Consider the following 25,186-nt stretch of genomic DNA (forward strand, 5'->3'; position numbering starts at 1 on the left):
CTAATGGATATTGTAAGAATTGCGACTGCCGGAAGTGTGGATGACGGCAAAAGTACCCTGATCGGAAGACTGCTGTATGAAACAAACAGCATTACGCAGGATAAGCTGGAGGCCATTGAAAAGGCAAGTAAAAGGCGCGGGGTGGATTACACCGATCTTTCCCTGCTGACCGATGGCCTGATTGCTGAAAGGGAGCAGGGCATCACGATTGACGTGGCCCATATCTACTTTTCGACGCCCGCCAGGAAGTACATCATTGCTGATACGCCGGGCCACTTTGAGTACACCAGGAATATGATCACAGGAGCGAGTAATGCACAGGTGGCCATAATCCTGATAGATGCCCGTAATGGTATAGTAGAGCAAACACACCGGCACTTTTACATTACCCAGTTGCTGCGGATCCCCTATGTGATCGTATGCATCAACAAAATGGACCTGGTCAATTACTCAGAGAGCCAGTTCAACCAGGTGAAACAACAGTTCAATGAGCTCTTTTCAAAAGCGAATTACCGCGAACAGCAATTGGAATTCATTCCGGCTTCATCGCTGTACGGCGATAACATTTCCCGGCGTTCAGAACAGATGTCGTGGTACAAAGGGCCGTCTATCCTGGAGTTCCTGGAAAACATTACCTGGCATGAACAGGAAACCCAGTTTCCTGCACGTTTTCCGGTGCAGTATGTCATTCGTCCGAAATCTGACCAGTGGCATGATTTCCGTGGATTTGCGGGTAAACTGACCAGTGGCGTCCTGAAGAAAGGAGATGAGGTAGTGGCACTGCCTTCACAACGGTCATCTGTAATCGAAAAGATCTTCCGTTTTGAAGAGGAGATCGATCTTGCAGAAGCCGGTGACAGTGTGGTGGTTACCCTGAAAGATGAAATAGATATCAGCCGTGGCGACATGATCGTGAAAAAAGATCAGGTTCCTGCCGGTCTGAAAGAGATCTCAGCCAGGATTTGCTGGCTGGATCATGCGCCGCTGAAAGCCGGTAAAAACTACCTGCTGCAGCATGGCAGCAATCGCGTAAAGGCAAAAGTTACCAATCTGTTCAGCAGCATAAATGTGATCGATTATCAGAATATCGAGGGCGTGGAAGAGATCGGATTGAATGAAATTGGCTATATCACCCTCAAAACAGCGCGTCCGGTGAATGCGGATAATTACGCCGCCAACAAGTTGAACGGTACGTTTATCCTGATCGATGAGGGATCCAACAATACAGTAGGCGTAGGGTTCATCGGCTGATTCGGTCATTGTGGAACACATTCCTTAAGCCGCACCAGGTCAGGTGCGGCTTTTTGTTGCAATAACCCTTACATTTGTTTTCATGGCAGAAAAGATCATCGAACTGAACAACGTCAATATATACCAGGGTGACAACCTCATCCTTCAGGATGTGAACATTGTGATCAACCGGGGCGAATTTGTTTACCTGGTAGGCAAGACGGGTACAGGTAAATCCAGCCTGTTAAAGACTTTGTATGGGGACCTTACCCTGAAAGAGGGTAGCGGAACAGTCGTGGGCTTTAATCTGAAGGAAATGGACTGGAAAAAAGTCCCCTTCCTGAGGCGGAATCTTGGTGTGGTATTTCAGGATTTTCAGTTGCTGACAGACCGCAATGTGAATGACAACCTCAAATTCGTGTTGCGGGCAACCGGCTGGAAAGACGATAAGCTGATGAACGAAAAAATTGCAGATGTGCTCGAGAAAGTCGGGCTGAAATCAAAAGGTTTCAAGATGCCTTTCGAAATGAGTGGCGGGGAGCAGCAAAGGGTGGATATTGCGAGGGCACTATTGAATTCGCCAAAACTTATCCTGGCCGACGAACCGACAGGAAACCTGGATCCTGAAACTTCCGACGAGATCATGCAATTGCTTTTCCATATTTGCCGTGACTATGGCACTTCCATAGTGATGGCTACCCACGATTATATTGTTATCAATAAATATCCGGCGCGGACCTTGCGCACAGAAAGGGGCAGGGTGGAAGACAATGCAACAGTCTCCATGCAATAGGTGTGGATCAGGAACGGATAACGTCTAGCAGATTGCCGGCTGTTACCGAATTGTTGAAATGGGCCTCCAGTATCTTTCGGCGGAGCCGGATCTCTTCTTCTCCGAACGGCATATGATATAATTGCATCACTACGCGCTGTATGGCAGCCGGTGTTTCCGCAATATGACAAAGTGGCCCCAGTGGTGTGCCTTCAATTGCAGCATCATTTACAACGCAGTGCCGTCCGTTGAATAAGGCATTCAGCAGTTTCAGTTTAACGCCGGTCTCATTAAAGGAGGGAAGGATATTGATCTGTGCCTTACTGATAAGGTCTTTCAATTCGCGTTCTTCCGGGTCGGCAATCAGGCAGGTATGGCATCCCTGATGCGCGATCCGCTCCAGCCTCGAGGAAGGGTTTTTGCCAGCAACAACAAAAGGAAGCTTCATTTTTACAAACACTTCTTCCAGCAACCATTCCGCCGCTTTTTCATTTTCGGCAACGCCAAGATTACCATGGTACAGGCAGAATGAACCCAGTCCTTCCGCCGGTTTCAGGTCCTGGTGCGGTACAAAGACGGGTAATGTTTTTACAAACTTACCGCCGAGAACCTCCCGGTAGTAACGTGTATCCCTATCCGAAAGGGTAAGGATCTTCACGCGGCTTGCTACCATAGCCTCATATTTCTCGAGCAGGCGGCTTTCATTGAAATAGAAAGCCTTTTTCATTAATGACCGTTCATGACGGTACAGGTGTTTGTAATAGCAATGTTCTACATTAAACAGCCGCAGGGTAATGTTTCGGTTGTCGAACCGTTTATCCTGAAGCAGGTAACTGCAATGAATTCCTTCCAGGAGTATGGGGTGGTCATCAGCTGCAAGACGGTCAAGCAATTCAGGATTGGACCGCGAACTGACGATATAGGGTAACTGAAAAGAAAATCCTTTATGACCTTCCTGCCGGCGGTAATAAAACACTTCGCGGCAAAACTGGTTGAGTATGGGCTGCTCACCACGGCCGTATTCAAAGCAATGGAGAATGATTTCTACCCCTGCAGCATGAAGGGACTGCAAGGTGCAGAATATATCGATCACGCCACCATAATCAAGTGGATAGGGCACATCGTGGGATACTATATGTAGGCATTTGTTCACTTATCCGATATTTTTTGATAAACAGCCAATAAGTGTTTCTCTTCATTTTCCCAGCAGTACGTTTTGGAGGCATGGCGGCAATTTTCCGTCAATTGCTCATATACAACAGTATCTTCCAGCAAATGGTTGAGCGCACGGGCAATTTCAGCAGACCTGGTACTGCCAAGCAGAATGCCCACCGGTTGCTCCTGCTGCACCCGCTGGTACTCGGGAAAATTCATGGTTACCTGGGGTATTCCTGCCTGGATGTAATCAAAGAACTTATTGGCAAGTGAATACAGCTGATTCAGCCCCTCAGGCTCAACCAGGTTGATGCCGGCCCAATAATAAGGAGTTAGTTTTCTTAAAGTCTCCGGTGGAACAGGCTCATGGAAAAAGACCTTGTGCTGAAGGCCAAGCGACCGGCAAAGGGCTTTACATGCATCCAGCCTGTTGCCGGAACCATAGAGATCAAGTTCGGCGGGAACGGTCAGCATCGCTTCGAGAAGTTGTTCAATACCTCTGCCTTCATTGATCGCACCCTGGTACAGAAAACGTTTTTTTCGTTGAGTAACCGGCACCTCATTTTTGTTCCTGAAAGGCAGGTTCCTGATCACAGTATACCTGACGCCATACCTGTTTTCAAAGGCCTCTGCTATACTTTGGCTTACCGTATACCCCAGCGGAAACCTTTGCAGGGAAAATGATTCTATTCGTTGCCATATTTTCTGGATTGCCGGACGCCTGACCACTTCCTTCAATTCGCTGAAATATTCATGCGCGTCATAAACACGTACAATGTTTTTCCATTTACTGTTGATATATACAGGAAGGATGGTGTCAAGGTCAATTGCACAGATGATGTCTGTTTTGCGGAAGAGCAGCCACCAGAAAAGCCGGATATTGAATTCAGCATAACTCAGCGGGCCTTTCCGTAACCAGGAGTTTAGTCTGAATGCAGGGTAGGGCAGTTCAGGGAGCGGTAAGCGAGTCATGGTACGACCTACCAGTACTACCTTGTAACCATTCGAAGCAAGAGTGCCGCAGATGCGTTGCATCCGTTGATCGGTGGAAGGATCATTGTTAATGGTAAAAATGATCCGCTTAGCTGCCACGGTATATTGCTTCAATCAGTTCAATGGAAGAAAGTCCGTCCTGCGGGCCGGGTAGCCGGTGCGAATGGCCGGAGAGCGCCAGGAGTAATTCGTCGTAAACTTCTGCATGATGGCCGGGGAGGGTATTTCCTGGCAATCCGGTTTTAGAAATGCCGGTGGAATTGTCTTCAATCTCCAGCCAATCGAGTTCCTGCATATGCGTTCCGCCCAACCGGAGCGTAGCTTTTTCGAGAACAAGCAGGAGGGAGGCTTCCATGTTGCGGTTGGTTGCATTGACCGTCCAGTGCAGGCTGCCAATTGTTCCTGCGGTGTTTTCCAGCAGGGCGATTCCACTGTCCTCTCCCTGAATCCAGGGCTGGTGCAATTCATTCTTCATCGACACAGCGGTAGGCTTCAGATTTGGAACAAAACAGCATAGGGCATCCAGATAATGGCTGAACTGGGTATACAGGATGCCGCCATCCAGTTCACGCGACCCTCTCCAGCTGCTTTGCCGGTAATAATCCGCCGGCCGGTTCCAGCAGGCATTCAGCTGAAAACTCAGCACCCTTCCCCAGGCTCCCTGCCTTATCTTTGCCAGGATTTGTTGCAGAATGGGGTGAAATCTGGCAGAAAGAACCAGGAAAACCTGTCTTGCTGATTGCCGGGACAACTCCGTCAAAACAGCAACTTCGCTGCTCCTGAGGCAAAATGGTTTCTCACAAAGCACATGCAGCCCTTTGGCAAGCGCAAGTCTCACATGGTGGAAATGAAGACCATTAGGGCTGCAGATTACAGCAATATCGGCTGTTGCCTGTTCTAGCATAACCGAAGGATCGGCAAATCCCGGAACAGGAAATATTTGGGTAAAATCGGCGAGTATACCGGAATCGGGGTCGGCTACTGCTACGAGAATTCCGGTACGCCGGATCTGTTCGGCATGCCGTCTGGCAATTCTGCCGGCACCAATGAGCACAAATCGAATGGGCATAAGCGGCGGCAAAATCCAAAAAAAACATCAATTTTCAACGTATTTCCCGGATTTTCCATAACTTTGCCGCCAATTTAAGCAGATATAACAATTGGATGTTTCGTAAAAAAAGAAATGATGTCTTATTTAACTAAAGAAAAAAAATCTTCCATTTTCACCGAGTTTGGTGGCAATGCGGCAAATACTGGCTCCATTGAAGGACAGATTGCTTTGTTGACTGAACGGATCAGCGCAATTTCCAAGCACCTCCAGGCCAACAAAAAGGATTTCTCCACCCACCGCGGTCTGATGCAGCTCGTAGGTAAGCGCAAACGCCTGCTGACTTACATGAGCAAACACAACCTGACCGGCTACCGGCAGCTGATTGAGAAATTAGGCATTCGGAAATAACCGAAATAATGATATATAAAACTATTCCCAACTGATATGAAAAGTTGGGAATAGTTTTTTGCGCGTTAATATATAAATCATAGTAGAACCTATGTTATCACAACCTCTACAAGTGAGCTTCGAAGTAGGTGAGGGCCGTCAGGTCATCATCGAAACCGGCAAGCTGGCCCGCCAGGCCGACGGTGCAGTTACCGTTCGCCAGGGCAACTGTATTATCCTAGCTACCGTTGTTGCCAATAAAGAACCCAAAGAAGGTCAGTCCTTCTTCCCCCTGACGGTTGATTACCAGGAAAAGTTTGCCTCTGCCGGCCGCATTCCCGGCTCTTTCTTCAAAAGAGAAAGTAAACTTAATGACTATGAAGTGCTCACCAGCCGTCTCATCGACCGCGCACTTCGCCCCCTTTTCCCGGAAGATTATTTTTGTGACGTACAGGTACTGGTTACCCTCGTTTCCAGCGATCCCGAAGTAATGCCCGATGCACTTGCCTGTCTCGCTGCATCAGCGGCACTTGCCGTTTCAGATGTACCTGTTCAGGAAATCATTTCCGAAGTACGTGTTGCACGTATCGATGGGAAGTTCATCGTTAACCCCCTTCGTTCAGAACTCGCGAAAGCCGACATGGACTTCATTATCGGTGCTACCGAGAAGAATATCATGATGGTGGAAGGTGAAGCAAAAGAGTGCCTGGAAGAAGACCTGATCAAAGCGATCGAGCTGGCACATGACGCCATCCGCGTTCAGGTAAAGGCCCAGCAGGAACTCCGCGACAAGAAAGGTGTATCCGGCAAACGTGAATACAAGAAGCCGGAGCAAAACGAAGAGCTCCGTGCTAAAGTTGAAGCTTTCGCCAAGGAAAAAGTTTATGCTGTTGCGAAAAGCGCACTCTCCAAACATGAACGCAGTGACCGTTTCGATGAGATTGGCACAGCACTACAGGAGCAACTGAAAAAAGAATACGAAGTTGCAGAAGGTGAGGAGCTTGATTCCGCCATTTCCAAAAAAGCAAAAGGCTATTATGGCGACCTGCAGTATGATGTAGTGCGCGACATGATCCTGAATGACCGCGTTCGCCTTGATGGACGCGGCCTGGAGGATGTTCGCCCGCTGGCTATGGAAGTAGATGCGCTGCCTTCTCCCCATGGAGCAGCCCTGTTTACCCGCGGTGAAACACAGTCACTCACTACCGTAACCCTTGGTACACCACTGGACGAGCTGCTGGTGGAAAGTGCTGCAGTTTCCGTTTATTCAAAATTCATCCTGCACTATAACTTCCCGCCATTCTCTACCGGTGAAGTGAAAATGATGCGTGCACCCGGCCGCCGCGAAGTTGGTCACGGTAACCTGGCTATGCGTTCCCTGAAGCAGATGATGCCTGGTGACGAATATCCGTACACTGTCAGGATTGTGAGTGATATCCTGGAGTCAAATGGTTCCTCGTCAATGGCTACCGTCTGTGCAGGTTCACTTGCTCTGATGGACGCAGGTGTTCCTTTCCCCAAACACGTTTCCGGTGTGGCAATGGGCCTGATTACCAAAGAAGGCAAATTTGCTGTACTGACCGATATCCTGGGTGATGAAGATCATCTTGGCGATATGGACTTTAAAGTAACAGGTACCCGTGAAGGAATTTGTGGTGTGCAGATGGACATTAAGGTTGACGGCCTCAGCATGGATATCATGCGCCAGGCACTTGCTCAGGCAAACCGCGGACGGATGCATATCCTCAACGCCATGTACGAAGCTATCCCGGCTGCGCGCGGCGATGTTAAACCGCATGCTCCCCGCATGGTGAAACTATTCATCGATAAAGAATTCATCGGTGCCGTTATCGGACCTGGTGGTAAGGTGATCCAGGAAATGCAGCGTGAAACCGGAACCACTATCAATATTGAAGAAAAGAACAACCAGGGTGAAGTAAGCATCTTTGGTGCTAAAAAGGAAAATGTTGATAAGGCGGTTAACTGGATCAAAGGTATTGCTGCCCAGCCTACGGTTGGTGATACCTACGAAGCTACCGTGAAGTCAATTCAGCCTTATGGTGCGTTCGTGGAATTCCTGCCTGGCAAACAAGGTTTGCTGCACATTTCCGAAGTGAGCTGGAAGCGTCTGGAAACACTTGAAGGTGTTCTGAAGGAAGGCGACGTGGTAAAAGTGAAACTGACCGGAACTGATCCGAAGTCCGGCAAGTTCAAACTCAGCCGCAAAGTGCTGCTTCCCAAGCCTGAAGGCGCACCATCCGGTGGTCAGCAGCGTCCGGAAAGAAATGACTAGACTTTTATAAAATAATCTGACCCCGATCACTGATCGGGGTTTTTTCTTGTTATGATGAACTACCAACAGGTAACGATTACCGTAAGCGATCCTGAACAACGCGATATCCTGATTGCACTACTGGCAGATATCGGTTACGAAGGCTTTACAGAGGAGCGGGACACCCTCAGGGGGTATATAGCCCTGCCTGAATTTGACGAAGCGTTGCTACACGAAATTGTTGATCCCATGGCACTCTCTTTTACGTTGGAGACGATACCGCAACAGAATTGGAACGCAGCCTGGGAATCAAGTTTTGAGCCGGTGGTAGTTCCCGGTTTCTGCGCCGTGAGAGCCGATTTTCACGAGCCGCAGGAAGGTGTATTGTACGACATCGTGGTTACCCCAAAGATGAGTTTTGGCACCGGTCATCACGCTACTACTTTCCAGATGCTGGAAGCAATGGGAGAATTGGTTTTCAGCAGGAAGTCAGTTTTTGACTTCGGTACGGGTACGGGTGTTCTGGCAATACTTGCAGAAAAAATGGGTGCTGAAACTGTTCTCGCCATTGACAATGACGACTGGAGTATTGACAATGCCGGGGAAAACTTTTCCCGTAATGGTTGCAATAAAGTAGCTCTCAGGAAGGCAGAAAACCTGGACGGGGTGCAACCACAGGATATCATACTTGCAAACATTAACAAACGGGTGATCCTGCCATCACTGCCAGCTTTGAAACAATTGTTGAAACCAGATGGTGTATTGGTGATCAGCGGTTTATTGGCTGCCGACATACCAGATGCAGAAAATGCAATAGCATCAGCCGGCCTGACGTTAATCAAAAAACAGGAAAAAGAAAGCTGGATTTGCTGGACATTGAAAGCCTGATTTCCCTATTTTTGAAAAATCCAACTCGACCATTCGCATGAAAGAGGCTCTGCTGATATTAATCGCCTATTGTATCGGCTCCATACCCACGGCAGTTTGGGTTAGTAAGCATTATTTCGGAATTGACATCCGGGATTATGGCAGCGGTAATGCCGGTGCTACCAATACTTTCAGGGTACTGGGTCCCCGTTGGGGTACCCTGGTGATGGTCATCGATGTGCTGAAAGGCCTCGCCGCAGTCAAGTTGTCTTTATTGCTTCCCTATTATCTCGAGAATGATATCGCATTAACCAATTTGCAGATGGGACTTGGTATTGCTGCCGTACTGGGTCACATCTTCCCGGTCTGGGCCGATTTTAAAGGTGGAAAAGGTGTGGCCACCCTGTTTGGACTGATCATTGGCATTTCACCCTGGACGGCCCTTTGCTGCTCCGGTGTTTTCCTCCTGGTGCTATACCTGACCCGGTTCGTATCACTAAGTTCTATACTTGCCAGCATTGCATTCCCGGTATTCATCCTGGTCATTTTTAACGTAGACAATCACGCGTACCGGGTGTTCGCGATTGCGGTCGCCCTGCTCGTTATCCTCACCCACCAGAAGAACATCAGCAGGCTCTTCCGTGGAAGTGAGGGAAAAGTTCCCATCCTCAAATACCGCGACCGCCGCCGGAACAAATAAGAAGGGGTTGTAGAAATTATTCCCGGGGCTGGTATGTAAATTGAAAGGTTCCCTGCAAATTTGCAAGATGAAGAAGCTTATCTATACCCTGCTGATCGCAGCGTCGGTCACTTCCTGCAGTAAGAATCCCATTACCGGCCGTAACCAGTTGACATTGTTCTCTGAATCAGAGATCCAGAGCATGGCGACACAGGAATACCAGCAATTCCTGTCACAGAATAAAGTAGTTGCTGCCAGCGCCAGCAAAGACGCTGAAATGGTGCGCCGTGTGGGCCAGCGGATTTCCAATGCCATTACCAGTTATTACAGTCAGAAAGGCCTTTCCAATGAATTGGCAGGGTATAAATGGGAGTACAACCTGGTGGATTCCAAAGAAGTAAATGCCTGGTGTATGCCGGGAGGCAAGATCGTGGTATATACGGGCCTGTTGCCCATTACCCAGAACGAAGCCGCACTGGCTGTTGTAATGGGCCACGAAATCGCCCACGCGCTGGCCAAGCATGGCAACGAACGCATGAGCCAGGGAATGGTGCAGCAACTGGGTGGCGTAGCGCTTTCAGTAGCTGTTGCCAACAAACCTGAGGCAACCCAGCAGATCTTTATGGGCGCCTATGGCCTCGGTAGCCAGTACGGTGCTGTTTTGCCTTTCTCCAGGAGCAATGAGCTGGAGGCCGATAAATACGGACTTCTCTTTTCAGCGATGGCAGGTTATAATCCCCAGGAAGCAATTCCGCTGTGGGAAAGAATGGCTGCAGCCAGCCAGGGCAACCGTCCTCCGGAATTTGCCAGTACGCACCCCGCAGAGGCTACCAGGATCGAAAAACTGAAGGAACTGATGCCGGAAGCTATGAAATATTACAAGCCGGTGGGCAAGTAATCCCTGCTTTTTTTTGTAAATTTGCATCCCGCTATAATTATTCCTTCCAGTTAAATTATACCAGGTATGTCGCAGAATTTATTCGAAAAATTGCAATACAACGAAGAAAAGAATCTGCTCATACAGGGCCTCCCGTCCTCCATCGAAAAGCAGTTCAGCAAAATGACCTTCGCTAAGAATGTCACTCCTTTGCTGAAAAGCAGAAGGATCGATTTTGCCCTGGTGTTTGCAATCAACGAAAACCAGTTGAATGGCATCCTGGAAGATGTTCTGCCGGCATTGCACGATGATTCAAAACTGTGGATTGCCTATCCCAAGTCTTCTTCCAAGATTGTCAGCAACCTGAATCGTGACTGCAGCTGGGATAAAGTAGTGAATGCCGGATATGAAGGCGTACGCCAGGTGGCGCTCGATTCTGTCTGGAGCGCGCTGCGGTTCAAAAGGGCTCAAAGGATCAAGGAGATGAGAAGGGCGTCGGCAAACGGCGGACAGCCTGCTCCCGTAGAAGGTGTTGATTTTGTAAACCGCACTGTTGATGCACCACCTGATCTTCAGAAGCTGCTGCAATTGAAAAAGAACAGGAAAGCCCACGAGTTTTTTGACACGCTTTCCTTTACCAACAAGAAAGAATATGCTGTGTGGATCACATCAGCAAAAAAAGAAGAAACACGTGTAGCCAGGGTAGAAGCAAGTCTTGAAAAATTATTGGCGGGCAAGAAGAATCCTTCCGAGAAATAATATTCCGGTTATCTTACAATTACTGTTCCCAGGTGGAGCAGTAATTCTTTTTCCATCTTTTTCAGCGCCTGGTGGGTTTGCAGTAGTGTAATCTGTTCATCGGGTGTATGCGGCCGCGAAAGATCCGCCTGGTTTTCTTCGATCATTCTTTTGATCTTCCTGAGTTTCAGGTAACCCAGGGTGGAAGTAACTTCTTCCCGGTAGAGATCCTCGCGGGTACTCGCACTCATCTTGAACTTATTCTTCCACTTGTCACTCACCTCATACTTCAATTCCAGCAGGCTTACCACTACCGAAGAGAGGGCCTGGTCTTCATGGTAAAAGAAACTTCGGGCAGTTGGTTCCAGTCCGCCTTCAAACCAGGTTCTGTAAGTTTGAACAACCTGCACAAGGCTTGCATTATCCAGAAGTTCTTCATCCAGTTCCTCCAGGATATGGTTTGCAACGAGGTGCTGGTCATCCCATGGTTTCAAGCCAAATTCAATCAGGGCCCTGACAACTGCCCGTTCCTGCATTTCATCGCGGATCAGCAGTTGAAAGCTCTCGTCTTCCCCCTGGATATTGTCAGGTGGAAATTCTCCGGCACCAAAATCCTGGAACTGTTCCTCAGTTGGCTGCCACTTGCTTTCCTCTTTGCTGACCCTTTCGCGGATGAACTTGTTAACGAGGTGAATCAGGCCGGCTTCATCGATCTGCAGCAATCCCGCACATTGGCGGATATAGTCCTGTTGCCGGGTAAAGTCTTCTGCTTTATTGATGCGTGACAACGTTTCCGCGATCTGGTTGACCACGGTAGCTTTTTTTATACTGTCATTTCCGGCATCTTTCAGGGCTACTTCCAGCTGGAAGAGAATAAAGTCTTTCTTGTTCCCCGAAACAAAATCGCGGAAGGCCGCCGCACCTACTTTGTTGACGTAGCTGTCCGGATCTTCCTTGTCAGGGATAAGCACAAGTTTCACATTAAGCCCTTCCTCCAGCGCCATGTCCAATCCCCTGAGGGCTGCCTTGATACCCGCTGCATCGCCATCGTAAATGATCGTCAGGTTGTCGGTATATTTTCTTACCAGCCGGATCTGATCAGTGGTCAGGGAAGTTCCGCCGCTGGCGACAACATTTTCTATACCGGCCTGGTGAAGACTGACAACATCCGTATAGCCTTCCACGAGCAGGCACTCGTCCAGTTTGTCGACGCTCTGCCGGGCGAAATACATACCGTACAGGATCCGGCTTTTGAGATAGATTTCGTTTTCCGGAGTGTTGATATACTTTGGCGCCTTGTCGTTCTTGCGGATGATTCTTGCGCCGAATCCAAGCACCTTTCCATTGGTATTGTGAACAGGGAAAATGATCCGTCCCCGGTAATTGTCCACCAGGTCATCATTCCTTACAGCAGCAAGTCCGGATTTGACCAGGAGTTCAGGGTTGTATTGTTCCCGCAGCGCCTCTGTTACAAAAGCTTTGCGGTCTTCCTTGCAGTAACCGATTTGAAACTTTTCAAGGATGGCGGGGTTGAATCCCCTTTCTTCGAGATAAGACATGCCCACTGCCTGGCCTTCCTCATCTTCTTTCAGCACACGGCTGAAATAACGTTGAGCAAACTGGTTCAGGATATAAAGACTTTCTGCCGCCTGTTGCTGTTCCCTTTGTGCCGGGCTGACCGCTGTTTCTTCCACTTCTACGCCATACCGGCCGGCAAGCCAGCGAAGCGCCTCCACGTAACTCAGTTTTTCGTGATCCATCACAAAACTGACCGTATTGCCGCTTTTTCCGCACCCAAAGCATTTGTAGATCTCTTTGGTAGGCGAAACAGTAAAACTGGGCGTTTTTTCATTGTGGAAGGGACAGAGTCCCAGGTAATTGGTCCCCCTTTTTTTCAGTTTTACGAAACTGCCCACCACATCGATGATATCGATACGGCTGAGAATCTGTTGTATGGTTTCCTGGGTGATCAAATGTGAGCGGACGGGCAATTTACGACGAAACGAATGCGCGTGCCCGGCTTTCCCGAAAAAAAAGAATGTATTTTTAATCCGGTCCGCAACCGGACTGATCCCAGCTACGTAAAGGGGAGTATTCAATGGTTTCCGGAGACGCCCAACAGTCGGATCTGCAAGCGCTTATCGATGGATGCATTCGTAAAGAGCGTGAAAGTCAATCGGCACTCTATGCCCGTTTTTTTGGCTATGGCCATACTGTGTGCCATCGCTACGTATCCAATGATGCCGATGCCATTGAAGTAATAAACGATGCATTCCTGAAAATCTTCCAGGAACTGCGGAATTTCAGACCGCAGCAACCCTCCCTGGAAAATGCCCTGAAAGCCTGGATCAGAAGGATATTTATCAATACTTCCATTGATCACCTGCGCAAACGCAAAGTCAGGACCTTCTGGCTGGGGGAAGATGTCGATACTCGTGAATGGCTGGCGGTTCCGCCACAGGGGCTGGACCGTCTTTCGCATGAAGAGTTACTGAAAATGATTGGCAAACTTTCCCCGGCTTACCGGCTTGTATTTAACCTGTTTGTTATAGATGGTTGTTCCCATGAAGAGATCGCTAAAATGTTGAAAATATCTGTAGGTGCTTCAAAAAGCAACCTTGCGCGTGCACGGACCAATCTCCAGCGAATGATCCTGCAGGCGCAACCCCAAATCCTAAACCATGGACAAAGAGCAATTTAATCATATGGACGATTGGTTCAGGGAAGCGGCTGACCAGCCTGGTCCCCCCATGCCGGAAACGGCGTGGAAGGACATGGAACGCCTTCTTGACCAAAACGAAAAAAAACGCCGCCGGATTCTTTTCTGGTGGTGGAGCGGACTGGTGCTCATCGGTGCACTCGTTTACTTCCTTGAAAAAGGAGATCATACCCGGCCTGCTGTATTACCTCAAGCCAGCAATGAAACAGTAACTGGCAAACCGGATCAACCAGCCAGCAAAAGTAGTGCTGCTGCAAACGGTCAAAAGAAAGCTTCTTCCCTGAATGAACCCGCGACCCTGAAATCCGTACCCCAATCTTTACCCGTTGACAGATCTGAAAGTGATCCGTCAGCCACGCCTGACGGCAATGCTAACGGAGACCATCCTGCTGCATCAGCTTCTGCCAGCAGTGATAACGCCCGGTTGAAAAAAGGCAGCGACACCGGAGCGACCACTGCTGCGGGCCAGCACCGCCAAAAATCACGGGATGCCCAGGGGCGTCAACGATCCGGCCACCAGGCGGGGCAGCTGACAAAAACAGAAAACCCGGCTAACGGAAACAGGAGTGTAAAGGAAGCAACGGGTCTATGGGAACTTGATGCCAGCCTGCCCGGTGCGGTAACGGCACAGGCCGGATCAGGATACCCGGCCGGTACACCGGAATATCCTTTGTCTTCGCCCCGGACATTGCCGCTGCCACCCGTGGACAAAAACCTGAAGAAGAAATCGCAACAGCAAGACCCGATTAAAAACCGATGGTTTGTTTATGCCGGTGGCGGACTCGAAAGGTCGTTTGTACCTGGCAACAGCCTCGGTTCAACAGCATGGGGCGGGGGCTTCGGAGCAGGGTACAGGTTTGCACAAAAATGGTACGTACAAAGCGGTCTTACTTTCTTTCACAAAATTTACGATGCTGACGGTTCAGACTATCATCCGCCGGATGGCTCTTATCTGAACCAGCCTGGTGTTGACCTGATCGATGTTGAGGCAGACTGCTTCGTGATGGAATGGCCGATTCTCCTGCGCTATGATTTCCTGCAGAAAAAACAATACCGTGTTTACGCTACTGCGGGCATTCAATCGGCACAGATGAAATCAGAGACTTACAATTACGACTATACGAAAGACGGAAACCGTTATTATTATAAACATACTTACGAAACCGGCAAGTTTAAATTTGCCAACGCGATCTCCCTCGGAGCTGGCGGTGAGTGGCAGGTAATGCCGCGCCTTCACATTCAGCTGTATCCATCTGTTACGATCCCCGTATCGGGTGTTGGTGAGGGTAATGTCAAAATCGGCGCACTCAATGTGCAGGCCGGAGTCAGGTATCAGTTACCATTCTGATTTTTTAAAACCCTACGCAACCCCTGTTCAGTTTTCTTCGAATAGAAAGTTGGAGATATGGTTGTAGGAAAATTATCCGTAAAACGGAAACTATTGATTGTATTGGCGGTCGGAGCGCTGGTGGCCGTGTTGACCTGGGGTTGGGTAGCTTACCACCAGCTTCGGCCATCAGTAGCAACGCTACAAGCGGACACCAGCCTCTCTGCCAATGCCCTCTTTGCAGCATTTTCCAGTGATGAGCTTGCTGCAGGTCACCATTTTATGGATAAGATCCTCGAGGTACAGGGAATTGTTCAGGCTGTTGACACCAGTTCCGGACAAGTCGCCTTACTGCTCCAAACGAGCGGTAATGGGAATATCAATTGCCTGCTCCGGGATAAACCTGACGGCAATCAATCTGAATTCCTGAACCGACAGATCACCATCAAAGGGAAATGCGCCGGTTACCTGGTAGACGTCAGCCTGGTAGACTGCATCATTCAATAAACCTCCCATAAAACATCGAAAATGAAAGCCCAACACATCCTGCTGGCCAGCCAGCTTATTGCCCTATGCCTGCTATCGTCCTGTAGTAAAGACAAGGAATCCGATCAGCCAACGGATCCCGACAATCCCCCGACCTGCAACACTGCGAATATGTCATTTGCCAACAACGTGCTGCCCATCATCAATTCCAATTGCAGCAGCTGCCATGGCGCCACACCAACCGCACCGTTTTCCCTTACCAACTATGCCGAAGTGAAAGTAGTTGCGGATGATGGCCGCCTGATCGGTGCCATCAACCACCAAAGCGGTTATGTTCCGATGCCGCAAAACGCTGCCAAACTTTCCTCCTGCAATATTGCAAAAATCCAGGCCTGGATCGACCAGGGTAAACCCAACAACTAATGCTCACCTGGCTTTCTGTTTTCTTTATGTTGATGTCACCTGTATTGTCGCCATCACCTGGTGACTGGATGACCAAAAACGGCAACGTTCGCCTGTATTCCCATACCCCTCTGGAAGACATTAAAGCTGAAAACCGTCAGGTTCTTTTCCTGCTTGATCCTGAAAAACAAACAGTGAAAGCAATGATGCTGGTAAAAGCTTTCCTCTTTGAAAAGGCATTGATGCAGGAACACTTTAATGAAAACTATATCGAAAGTGACAAGTATCCCAAAGCCGGTTTTGAAGGAACCTTTGAACCAGCCATTGACCTTTCGAGAAAAGGAAAACTCGACCTCACCGTGAAAGGCAATATCACCCTGCATGGCGTAACAAAACAGATCAGTTTTCCCGCTGTGGTTGAGGTGAAGGAACAGACCATTGCCGGACAAACCAGGTTTCTCCTGAAACCCGAGGACTTCCAGATTAAGATTCCCGGGCTGGTGCGCGACAAGATCGCATCAGAAATGGAAGTAACGGTATCCTTTGAATGTAAACCCTGATTTATGAACAAGACAACCATTATTATCCCGATCCTGCTGTTACACCTTTTCAATACAGCATTGGCACAGGATACAACATTGAATACAAAATTTCCGGTAACCGGCACTTTCAAGGGCACCTATATACAAAATCAGGCAAGCGTTGAATCACCCAAAAAGGGCGTGTTGCAGGTAATGATCATGCACCGGTTCGGCAGAATAAGTGATGGCCTCTACGATTTGTTCGGGCTGGACAATGCCACTATCCGGCTGGGTTTTGATTATGGAATAACGGACAAACTGGCCATTGGTATCGGCAGGAGCTCATACGAGAAAACTTATGACGCAAGTTTCAAATACAGGATATTTACGCAACAGTCTGATAACTCCATGCCGTTGACCACGTCGCTGTATGCCGGCCTGGCTTACGTTACCTTGCACTATCCGGAAAAACCCTATTACGATGGTAAATACCGCACCAATTATTTCACCCAGTTACTGATCGCCCGGAAGTTCGGCAGTTTTTTCTCCCTGCAGCTGACTCCTTCCTGGATACATTATAACCTGGTTCCTGAAGCAGATGATAAAAATGATGTGTTTGCGGTTGGATTGGGCGGCCGTTTCAGGATCAGCAAACGGGTCAGTTTTAATACGGAATATACTTACCTGTTGCCGGACCAGGTAAACAGCACCCAGGTATACAATTCATTTTCCGCAGGTTTTGATATTGAAACAGGAGGACACGTTTTTCAGTTTGTGTTCAGCAACTCACAGGGACTCGTTCCTACCTCCTTTATCAGCCAGACTGCCTATCAATGGCGGGATGGGGATATCTACTTTGGATTCAACCTGTCGCGGGTGTTTCAGCTTAAAAAGAAGAAAACAGTGCCTTCAGGGTATTGAGGTCTACAAGGCCTTGCTGCTCCCAGACGAGTTTACCTTCTTTATAGAGAAAAAAATGTGGCAGTGCTTCAACTTTTAATTGTTTCGCCAACTCCGTTTCCTGTCCGGCGTCCAATTGCAGGAGTGTAAAAACTCCTGCTTTTTCTTTTACCAGTGAGTCCAGAACAGGAGCCATCTTCCGGCAGGGCGGGCACCAGGGGGCACCAAAATCAACGAGCACATACTGATCACCTGAAATTGCTTTATTGAATAATTCCTGCGACATTGCCTGTTGCGGAGACTGTCCTTCCACAGGAAGGCCGCTTTTCTTCCAGGCACTGATTCCGCCTTTTAATTCAAAAACAGTAAATCCTTTCTGTTTCAGTTGCAGTGCTGCTTCGTGACTGCGCCCGCCACTGAGACAATAAACCAGTACCGGCCGGCTTTTGTCGAGAAAGGAAATTCTCCTGGCATATTCCTGCGGCATATTCCAGTCGGCCTGCATGGCATTGCGAAGATGACCACCCTGGTATTCTGCTGCAGTCCTGACATCCAGCAGTTGCACCAGGGAATCAGCTAGCTTGTCAGAAAAGGCTGCAGGTTGGAGGGCTTCGCCCTGCTGGCCACAGGCCGCCAGGCCAAACACGAACAGGCAAAGAAAAAGATAACAGGCTCTACGGGCAGGAATAATCAGCGCTTTCATGGCGTAAAATTAGTACATGCTTTCAATGCTTCCACCACATTGAAGACGATGGGGCAGCGTCCATAATGCTGCAAAATGAAAAAGAGCCTGGCGTTGAAACCGGGCTGGTCGAGGTGCGGGAAGGATCGGCAGGTGGAAAAGCGGTTGTCATAAATCCGGCAAAGATTTCCTTCCAGGAAATGGCAGGGCATACTGCTTACCAGCAGGCGGCCGGAAAGACTTTCTTCAATATATTTTGATTTGACAACAGCCAGCGGCTCATTCAAGGCTTCTGCCAGGCTGTTGGCTTCCTCTTCCGTCACATCCACCATCATACTCCGGCAGCAGTTTCCGCAGGCACAGCAGTCGACTGCTTTTGTCACAGCTTCCTGCAACGGGAAAACCAGTTCATCAGTTGCCGCTGCATCCTGTTGCGCCATAAAGTGCCTGAAGGCGAGGTTTTCAGAATACCTGCTTTCTGCCAGTTGTGCAATCTCCGTAAGGTCAGTAATCAGGGTTTTATTCATCCTCGTCATCCTCCCAGGACAGATCGTCCTCATCCTCATCATCATAAAGCGATAAGATGGCAGAAGCGCTGTCATAATCCAGCTCTTCGATCACCTCATGAATGGTATCCTCTCTTTTGCGCCAGAAATCTGCGTCCATCTGTCCAAAACTTCTCAGTAACACACATTTTTCTGTAAGCGCCAAAAGGGAAATCAATTCGATTTCCCCATTAACAGTACCTCTGATCAGGTAAAAATTGCCTGCCTGAAGGTCAGCGTAAGTTGTCATGATTAAGCGGTTTTATTCTTCGCCATCTTCATAAAATGCATCCTCATTGCTGTAATAGGCAGTTTGCCACTCACGCACTTTATCATCACTCAGCAACTCAAGAATTTCATGAATCGGGTCCTGCTTTTTCCTCCATTCTGTACTTTCTGTTTCTCCAAAACGGGTAATGAAAAGGCAGTAATCGGTGTCCATATTCACCTTGATCAGTGAAACAGGACCATCTGCTTTTTCCTGGATCAGATAATAACAACTCGTCTCCAACAAGGAATAGTTATACATACACGCAATTTTTCAACAATTAATCTCAATAACGGGTTGTAAATCAGCACCTAATGGGTTAGTATTCCAACTTCGGGAGGCTGGCTGAGGTTAGTAAAGAGCCGGGCCCTGCAACCGTGTCGGAAAATCAAAAATAGGGATATTCGGCGATCTGTAAAAGCGGGAGAGTACTGTTTCCGGAATTTAAAATAAGGTTAACCAATCTGTATTGAAAACCAGCAGGTTAGCTGGCAGGGAGGCTTTTCCACAGGGGTGCACAATCCACATTTTCATCATGCAGCCGCAATGGCTATATTTGCCCCCTTTAGGCGAATTCTATGGCAGAAACACAAAAATCAGGATTTGAGTATACCGAAGATTCCATCCGGAGCCTCGACTGGCGGGAGCATATCCGCCTTCGGCCCGGAATGTATATCGGTAAGTTAGGCGATGGCACCAGCGCAGATGATGGCATCTATGTGCTGCTGAAAGAAGTGATCGATAACTGCATCGATGAACACACGATGGGTTATGGCAAACAGGTGGAGATCTCCATCAAAGATCGTGTAGTCACCATCCGCGACTATGGCCGGGGTATTCCCCTGGGAAAACTGGTGGACGTGGTGAGCAAAATCAATACAGGAGCCAAATACGACAGTAAGGCTTTCCAGAAAAGTGTGGGTCTGAATGGTGTGGGTACGAAAGCCGTGAATGCCCTGAGCACTTACTTTAAAGTCACCGCCTTCCGTGACGGAAAAGAGAAAACGGCGGAGTTCGAGAAGGGACAACTTATTAAAGAGTATAAGGAAACGGCCAGCAAAGAGCCCAATGGCACTTTGGTGAATTTTACGCCGGATGATACTGTTTTCCGCAACTTTCATTTCCAGGAAGAGTATATCGAGAACCAGCTCTGGAACTATTGCTACCTCAATGCCGGACTTGCCCTGCATTTCAATGGGAAAAAATTCATCAGCAAGAACGGACTGCTCGACCTGCTGCAGCGGAAAACCAATGAAGATGAACTGCGTTACCCCATCGTTCATCTGAAGGGTAACGACATCGAAGTGGCCATCACCCACAACAACGACTATGGCGAAGAGATTTTCAGTTTCGTTAATGGACAGTTCACAACGCAGGGGGGTACCCACCAGCAGGCTTTCCGGGAAGCATTTGTGAAGGTGGTAAGAGACTTCTATAAAAAGGATTACGAAGCTTCGGATATCCGGGCCAGCATTACGGCTGCCGTTTCTGTACGCGTGGTGGAACCCGTATTCGAATCGCAGACGAAAACCAAACTCGGTTCCCAGTACGTGGAAGAAGGCGGTCAGAGCATGAAGGCCTTCATTCTCGAATTTCTGGCAAAGGAGCTGGACAATTACCTGCACAAGAATCCGTCAACCGCAGATGCGCTGAAAAAACGTATTGAGCAGAGTGAACGCGAAAGAAAAGAACTGGCAGGTATCAAAAAACTGGCCAATGAGCGGGCTAAAAAAGCCAATCTGCACAACAAGAAGCTAAGGGATTGCCGTTTTCACTACAACGAAGAACCTTCCGGCAAAGACAAGGAATCAGTTGCCCTGAAACAACGGGAAAGCACCATTTTCATTACCGAAGGTGATTCTGCAAGCGGCTCCATTACAAAGGCGCGCAGTGTGGAAACACAGGCGGTTTTCAGTCTCAGGGGTAAGCCACTGAACTGTTACGGGCTGACCAAAAAAGTGGTGTATGAGAATGAAGAATTCAACCTGCTGCAGCATGCCCTCAACCTTGAAGACGGAATCGAAGGCCTGCGGTACAACAATGTGGTGATCGCCACCGATGCCGACGTAGATGGTATGCACATCCGTCTGCTCCTGATGACATTCTTCCTGCAGTTCTTTCCTGATCTCGTAAAAAACGGCCACGTATATATCCTGGAAACGCCCCTGTTTCGCGTCCGCAATAAACAGGAAACCATCTATTGTTACGATGAAAGTGAAAAGGCGGCTGCTGTGAAAAAACTGGGCAATAAACCAGAAATCACCCGCTTTAAGGGATTGGGTGAGATCTCCCCGGATGAATTTTCACGGTTTATCGGCGAAGACATGCGGAAACAGCCGGTGCTGGTAATGCCGGAAACGCATATCCAGCAATTGCTGGAATATTATATGGGCAAAAATACACCGGTGCGCCAGGACTTTATCATTGACAACCTCCGGGTGGAGCTTGACCTGGTAGAAGATGGAGAGGCAGCAGCCGGTGCAGCCTGATCTTAAGCACTATTGAACACACCGCCGTTTTGTCGGTATTGAATTTGGAGAACTATGATCCATATTGTTTTTAATGAAGCGGATATTGCCGTATTGCAACAGGCTATTGTCCTTGAGCCAACACTGGAAGGTGAGATCCTCCTGATCAGGGACGACTATGCCGTAGGACCACTGTACAATATGTATAAAGGGGAAGGCCGTGAGGAGAGAACGAACTGGTGGCGGGAAATCCTTGCCGGCGGTGATTATGAGGGGAAAGCCGATACAGGTGAAGTAGATGACTTCAAAACAGCGGCTGAACTGGTTGGCCGCCTTCGGCGCGATGAGTCGGAGTTCGTGTGGATCTGGGCCGCCCAGAACAAACATGATGTTTGCGGCTATTACTGGCTCCTGCATTTCGTGAAGGAGTTCCAGGGAAGGATACATATCCTCTATCTGAACAATCTTCCCTTCCTGAATGAAAAAGGCCAGTTGTTTTACCCTACCTGGCTGAGTTCCATCCCGCCCAAAGAGTTCCTTAAAGCAAGGAAACTCGCGCGGCCGGTAACACTCAGTGAATTTGAGGTGGATCCGGATGAATGGATCAAACTTTCGGAAGAAAAAAAAGGCGTCCGCATCCTCGAAGGAGGCAAAAAACTGTCGCAATACGATTATGATTATTATGACAGCGACCTGGCCAAATACATCACCAACGACTGGCAGAAAGCCTCCAGAATAATTCACCAGTTTCTTTCAAAGAACAAGGTGACTACCGGCGACGCATACCTGCTCTGGCGATTGAAAACACTCATTCGTGACGAAAAATTCGACGTGCAGGGCGAACAGAAGAACATGAAAGATTTTGAGATCAAGCGAAAATCAGAAACGCCGGTAGAAACAGAATAGGATGTTGTCAGCTATTCACCATATCGCCATCATTGCCGGAGATTATAACCGGAGCAAAGAATTTTATACCCGTGTACTCGGACTGGAAATTGTCCGGGAGGTGTACCGGGAGGAAAGGCAATCCTACAAACTTGATCTCTCACTGAATGGCCAGTACATAATCGAGCTCTTTTCCTTTCCGGAAGCGCCGGCCCGGCCTAGCCGCCCTGAAGCACAGGGATTGCGGCACCTTGCATTCGCTGTCAGTGATATTGATGTTGAAGTATGCAGGCTAGCAGGAAAAGGCGTGAACATGGAAGCGATCAGAACAGATCCTCACACCGGCAAACGGTTTTGTTTCTTCAGCGATCCGGATGGATTGCCACTTGAATTGTATGAAATTTAAATCAGACTTAGGATAATGTCGAAAGGAAAATCGAATGACAATTTACCCATAGGAGATGGCGGCGTGACCGGGCAATACAAATCCTGGTTCCTCGACTATGCTTCCTATGTGATTCTGGAAAGGGCGGTACCGGCCATTGAAGATGGCCTCAAACCAGTGCAGCGACGCATCCTGCATTCCATGAAGGAAATGGATGACGGGCGTTTCAACAAGGTGGCCAATATCATCGGGCAGAGCATGCAATATCACCCGCATGGTGACGCAAGTATCGGGGAAGCGCTGGTTAATATGGGGCAGAAAGACCTGCTGATCGAAACCCAGGGAAACTGGGGTGATGTGCGCACGGGAGATGATGCTGCCGCCCCGCGTTATATTGAAGCCCGCCTAAGCAAGTTTGCCCTGGAAGTTGCTTTCAACAGCAAAACCACGGAATGGCAGCTGAGTTACGACGGCCGTAAAAACGAGCCGATCGCTTTGCCCATGAAATTTCCGCTGTTGCTCGCACAGGGGGCAGAGGGTATTGCTGTGGGGCTGAGCACCAAAATCCTGCCCCATAACTTTTGTGAACTGATCGACGCTTCCATCAAATACCTCAAAGGAAGAAAGTTTGAAATATTTCCTGATTTTCAGACAGGCGGCATGATCGACGTTGGTGGCTATAATGAAGGGAAACGTGGTGGGAAAGTGCGGGTGCGGGCCCTAATCGAAGAATTGGACAAGAAGACACTGGTCATCCGCAATGTGCCCTATGGGGTGACCACTTCCGGCCTCATTGATTCCATTATCAAGGCAAATGACCAGGGTAAGATCAAAATCAAAAAGGTTACGGACAATACTGCGGCTGAAGTAGAGATCCAGGTCGACCTGGCGCCGGGCATTTCTCCCGATATTACAACAGACGCGCTTTATGCCTTTACAGATTGTGAGGTCAGCATTTCCCCCAATGCCTGTGTGATCGTAGACCAGAAACCAAGATTTCTCAGTGTTCATGAGCTGCTTTCGGTTTCTGCCGACAACACCCGCGAGTTGCTGAGACGGGAACTGGAGATCAGGCTTGCCGAACTGCAGGAGAAGTGGCACTATACTTCACTGGAAAAGATCTTCTTTGAAGAGAAAATCTATAAGGAGCTCGAAAAGAAGCATGAGACCTGGGACAAGGTGATCGAATCAATCGACAAGGCCTTCACCCCCTTCAAAAAGAAGCTGAAACGGGAAATCACCCGTGAAGATATTCTCAAGCTCACGGAGAAGCCTGTCCGCAGAATCTACCGCCTTGATATCGACGAACTGAACAACCAGATCAAAGGACTCGAGGGGGAGATCAAACAGGTGAAACATGACCTCGAACATCTGACCGAATATGCGATAGCCTATTATGAGAACCTGCTGAAAAAATTCGGCAAGGGCCGGGAAAGAAAAACCGAGATCAGGCCATTTGAGGCAATACAGGCCAAACAGGTAGCCATCGCGAATACCAAATTGTATGTAAACCGGACGGACGGATTTATCGGTACCGGACTGAAGAAAGACGAACTGGTTTTTGAGTGTTCCGACCTGGACGATATCATCGTTTTTACCAGGCGGGGACTGATGAAAGTGGTGCGGGTGGGAGAGAAGGTCTATATCGGCAAGGAGATCCTGCATGTGGCCATTTTCCAGAAGAACGACGAACGCACTACGTACAACATGATCTATGTTGATGGTGCCAGCGGAACCAGCTTTGCTAAACGATTCAATGTGACGGGTATTACCCGCGACAAGGAATATGATCTGACCAAGGGAAATGATAAGAGCAAAGTTCACTATTTCACCGCCAATCCCAACGGTGAAGCCGAAGCGGTAACGATCATACTCAGCCCGAATTGCCCGGCGCGTATCAAGCAGTTTGACTTCTATTTCGAAGAACTGGAGATCAAGGGAAGGTCAGCGATAGGCAACCAGGTATCCAAATACCCGGTCAAAACGGTCCGTTTCAAAGAAGCGGGAAAATCAACGCTCAGTGCGATCAAGTTGTGGTTCGATGATCGTTTTGGCAGGTTGAATACCGAAGAAAAGGGGAGCTACCTGGGAAGCTTCGATGGTACGGAAAAGCTGGTGGTTTTCTATAACGACGGCAACTACGAACTGACCGACCTTGAAATGACCCAGCGGTTCGATCCGGAAAAGATCCTTTTGCTGGAGAAATTCAACCCGGAAAAGGTGATCACTGCAGTTTATCTCGACAACGACAAACTTCAGTATAATGTGAAGCGCTTCGTTATCGAGACGTCCACGCTGCAAAACAAATTCCTTTTCATCAAGGAAGGAAACAACAACCGCCTGGAGCTGGTTACTACCGACCCCAAACCGGTATTACTGTTGCATACAGGCCGCGGGGCACAGGCGCGTACGCAGAAGATCAAACTGGGCGATTTTGTGGAAGTGATGGGCTGGAAGGCCGTTGGTAATAAGCTGGCCGACTTCAGCAAGAGCACTGAAATGGAATGGGAGCCAAAAGAAGAAGGCGTGCAGAAGAAACTCTTCTGACGCCCTGATTCATATTTAATATCGATTATC

At 48.7% G+C, this 25,186-nt stretch carries 26 protein-coding genes; 18 read left to right on the forward strand and 8 right to left on the reverse strand.

Annotated features, from left to right (window positions below; genetic code table 11):
• Positions 1-3 precede the first annotated feature (3 nt).
• Both FPE01S_RS14880 and FPE01S_RS14885 read left to right on the forward strand, forming a co-directional pair.
• Complete coding sequence (locus FPE01S_RS14880) at positions 4-1,251, forward strand: sulfate adenylyltransferase subunit 1 (RefSeq protein ID WP_046369701.1); 1,248 nt, start codon at positions 4-6, stop codon at positions 1,249-1,251.
• 82 nt (positions 1,252-1,333) lie between these two features.
• Entirely contained in the window at positions 1,334-2,023 is a 690-nt protein-coding gene (locus FPE01S_RS14885) for a cell division ATP-binding protein FtsE (RefSeq protein ID WP_046369702.1), read from the forward strand.
• Between the two features lie 7 nt (positions 2,024-2,030).
• Here the strand turns inward: FPE01S_RS14885 and FPE01S_RS14890 are convergent, their stop codons facing one another.
• The 3 genes from FPE01S_RS14890 to FPE01S_RS14900 are packed head-to-tail and all read right to left on the reverse strand — an operon-like array spanning position 2,031 to position 5,219.
• Complete coding sequence (locus tag FPE01S_RS14890) at positions 2,031-3,155, reverse strand: glycosyltransferase family 4 protein (protein WP_046369703.1); 1,125 nt, start codon at positions 3,153-3,155, stop codon at positions 2,031-2,033.
• Positions 3,152-4,264 (reverse strand): glycosyltransferase, encoded by a 1,113-nt coding sequence (locus FPE01S_RS14895; RefSeq protein ID WP_157474039.1) that lies wholly within the window; start codon positions 4,262-4,264, stop codon positions 3,152-3,154. The genes FPE01S_RS14890 and FPE01S_RS14895 overlap by 4 nt, the downstream gene beginning before the upstream one ends.
• The gene (locus FPE01S_RS14900; protein WP_046369704.1) at positions 4,239-5,219 is read right to left on the reverse strand and encodes a Gfo/Idh/MocA family protein; all 981 of its coding nucleotides are present in this window, start codon (positions 5,217-5,219) and stop codon (positions 4,239-4,241) included. Before FPE01S_RS14900 ends, FPE01S_RS14895 begins: the two co-directional genes overlap by 26 nt.
• A gap of 117 nt (positions 5,220-5,336) precedes the next feature.
• On the opposite strand from FPE01S_RS14900, the gene rpsO reads away from it, so the two are divergent.
• The 6 genes from rpsO to FPE01S_RS14930 all read left to right on the forward strand — a co-directional run bounded on the left by rpsO (position 5,337) and on the right by FPE01S_RS14930 (position 11,042).
• The gene (rpsO, locus tag FPE01S_RS14905) at positions 5,337-5,609 is read left to right on the forward strand and encodes a 30S ribosomal protein S15 (protein ID WP_046369705.1); all 273 of its coding nucleotides are present in this window, start codon (positions 5,337-5,339) and stop codon (positions 5,607-5,609) included.
• Positions 5,610-5,721: 112 nt separating this feature from the next.
• The gene (gene pnp / locus FPE01S_RS14910; RefSeq protein ID WP_245624006.1) at positions 5,722-7,881 is read left to right on the forward strand and encodes a polyribonucleotide nucleotidyltransferase; all 2,160 of its coding nucleotides are present in this window, start codon (positions 5,722-5,724) and stop codon (positions 7,879-7,881) included.
• Positions 7,882-7,932: 51 nt separating this feature from the next.
• Positions 7,933-8,748, forward strand: a complete 816-nt coding sequence (gene prmA, locus FPE01S_RS14915; protein ID WP_052955824.1) for a 50S ribosomal protein L11 methyltransferase — start codon at positions 7,933-7,935, stop codon at positions 8,746-8,748.
• Between the two features lie 37 nt (positions 8,749-8,785).
• Positions 8,786-9,427 (forward strand): glycerol-3-phosphate 1-O-acyltransferase PlsY, encoded by a 642-nt coding sequence (plsY, locus tag FPE01S_RS14920; RefSeq protein ID WP_046369707.1) that lies wholly within the window; start codon positions 8,786-8,788, stop codon positions 9,425-9,427.
• Between the two features lie 67 nt (positions 9,428-9,494).
• Positions 9,495-10,304, forward strand: coding sequence for a M48 family metallopeptidase (locus tag FPE01S_RS14925; protein ID WP_046369708.1), 810 nt, complete (start codon positions 9,495-9,497; stop codon positions 10,302-10,304).
• A gap of 66 nt (positions 10,305-10,370) precedes the next feature.
• Entirely contained in the window at positions 10,371-11,042 is a 672-nt protein-coding gene (locus FPE01S_RS14930; RefSeq protein WP_046369709.1) for a YdeI/OmpD-associated family protein, read from the forward strand.
• Positions 11,043-11,050: 8 nt separating this feature from the next.
• On the opposite strand, the gene dnaG is transcribed toward FPE01S_RS14930, so the two are convergent.
• Complete coding sequence (dnaG, locus tag FPE01S_RS14935) at positions 11,051-12,994, reverse strand: DNA primase (RefSeq protein ID WP_046369710.1); 1,944 nt, start codon at positions 12,992-12,994, stop codon at positions 11,051-11,053.
• Between the two features lie 125 nt (positions 12,995-13,119).
• On the opposite strand from dnaG, the gene FPE01S_RS14940 reads away from it, so the two are divergent.
• Genes FPE01S_RS14940 through FPE01S_RS14965 form a run of 6 tightly spaced genes read left to right on the forward strand, consistent with a single transcriptional unit; the run spans position 13,120 to position 17,397 of the window.
• Positions 13,120-13,722: an RNA polymerase sigma factor gene (locus FPE01S_RS14940; RefSeq protein WP_046369711.1), complete on the forward strand. Its 603-nt coding sequence runs from the start codon at positions 13,120-13,122 to the stop codon at positions 13,720-13,722.
• A complete protein-coding gene (locus tag FPE01S_RS14945; protein ID WP_157474040.1) occupies positions 13,703-15,088 on the forward strand; it encodes a porin family protein in 1,386 nt (461 codons plus the stop codon). Before FPE01S_RS14940 ends, FPE01S_RS14945 begins: the two co-directional genes overlap by 20 nt.
• Positions 15,089-15,145: 57 nt before the next feature.
• Positions 15,146-15,574 carry an OB-fold protein gene (locus FPE01S_RS14950; RefSeq protein WP_046369713.1) on the forward strand — a complete coding sequence of 143 codons (429 nt, stop codon included), beginning with the start codon at positions 15,146-15,148 and terminating at the stop codon, positions 15,572-15,574.
• 21 nt (positions 15,575-15,595) lie between these two features.
• Positions 15,596-15,976, forward strand: coding sequence for a c-type cytochrome (locus tag FPE01S_RS14955; RefSeq protein WP_046369714.1), 381 nt, complete (start codon positions 15,596-15,598; stop codon positions 15,974-15,976).
• Positions 15,976-16,515, forward strand: a complete 540-nt coding sequence (locus FPE01S_RS14960) for a YceI family protein (protein ID WP_052955827.1) — start codon at positions 15,976-15,978, stop codon at positions 16,513-16,515. The genes FPE01S_RS14955 and FPE01S_RS14960 overlap by 1 nt, the downstream gene beginning before the upstream one ends.
• Positions 16,516-16,518: 3 nt before the next feature.
• Positions 16,519-17,397: a DUF5777 family beta-barrel protein gene (locus tag FPE01S_RS14965; RefSeq protein WP_052955829.1), complete on the forward strand. Its 879-nt coding sequence runs from the start codon at positions 16,519-16,521 to the stop codon at positions 17,395-17,397.
• On the opposite strand, the gene FPE01S_RS14970 is transcribed toward FPE01S_RS14965, so the two are convergent.
• The 4 genes from FPE01S_RS14970 to FPE01S_RS14990 are packed head-to-tail and all read right to left on the reverse strand — an operon-like array spanning position 17,363 to position 19,132.
• Positions 17,363-18,079: a thioredoxin domain-containing protein gene (locus tag FPE01S_RS14970; RefSeq protein ID WP_052955832.1), complete on the reverse strand. Its 717-nt coding sequence runs from the start codon at positions 18,077-18,079 to the stop codon at positions 17,363-17,365. The two genes, FPE01S_RS14965 and FPE01S_RS14970, sit on opposite strands and share 35 nt — an antisense overlap.
• A complete protein-coding gene (locus tag FPE01S_RS24975; RefSeq protein WP_052955834.1) occupies positions 18,076-18,585 on the reverse strand; it encodes a YkgJ family cysteine cluster protein in 510 nt (169 codons plus the stop codon). The genes FPE01S_RS14970 and FPE01S_RS24975 overlap by 4 nt, the downstream gene beginning before the upstream one ends.
• Complete coding sequence (locus FPE01S_RS14985) at positions 18,578-18,853, reverse strand: hypothetical protein (RefSeq protein ID WP_046369716.1); 276 nt, start codon at positions 18,851-18,853, stop codon at positions 18,578-18,580. Before FPE01S_RS14985 ends, FPE01S_RS24975 begins: the two co-directional genes overlap by 8 nt.
• A gap of 12 nt (positions 18,854-18,865) precedes the next feature.
• Positions 18,866-19,132 carry a hypothetical protein gene (locus tag FPE01S_RS14990; RefSeq protein ID WP_046369717.1) on the reverse strand — a complete coding sequence of 89 codons (267 nt, stop codon included), beginning with the start codon at positions 19,130-19,132 and terminating at the stop codon, positions 18,866-18,868.
• A 317-nt stretch (positions 19,133-19,449) separates the two neighbouring features.
• Here FPE01S_RS14990 and FPE01S_RS14995 point away from each other — a divergent pair, with 317 nt between their 5' ends.
• The 4 genes from FPE01S_RS14995 to FPE01S_RS15010 are packed head-to-tail and all read left to right on the forward strand — an operon-like array spanning position 19,450 to position 25,156.
• Positions 19,450-21,360 (forward strand): DNA topoisomerase IV subunit B, encoded by a 1,911-nt coding sequence (locus FPE01S_RS14995; protein WP_046369718.1) that lies wholly within the window; start codon positions 19,450-19,452, stop codon positions 21,358-21,360.
• A gap of 54 nt (positions 21,361-21,414) precedes the next feature.
• Complete coding sequence (locus FPE01S_RS15000; RefSeq protein WP_046369719.1) at positions 21,415-22,245, forward strand: DUF1835 domain-containing protein; 831 nt, start codon at positions 21,415-21,417, stop codon at positions 22,243-22,245.
• 1 nt (position 22,246) lies between these two features.
• The gene (gene gloA2, locus FPE01S_RS15005) at positions 22,247-22,630 is read left to right on the forward strand and encodes an SMU1112c/YaeR family gloxylase I-like metalloprotein (RefSeq protein WP_046369720.1); all 384 of its coding nucleotides are present in this window, start codon (positions 22,247-22,249) and stop codon (positions 22,628-22,630) included.
• A gap of 15 nt (positions 22,631-22,645) precedes the next feature.
• Entirely contained in the window at positions 22,646-25,156 is a 2,511-nt protein-coding gene (locus FPE01S_RS15010; protein ID WP_046369721.1) for a DNA gyrase/topoisomerase IV subunit A, read from the forward strand.
• Positions 25,157-25,186: the final 30 nt, after the last annotated feature.

Origin of the sequence: Flavihumibacter petaseus NBRC 106054 (genome assembly GCF_000974785.1) — a bacterium.
Classification (GTDB): Bacteria; Bacteroidota; Bacteroidia; order Chitinophagales; family Chitinophagaceae; genus Flavihumibacter; species Flavihumibacter petaseus.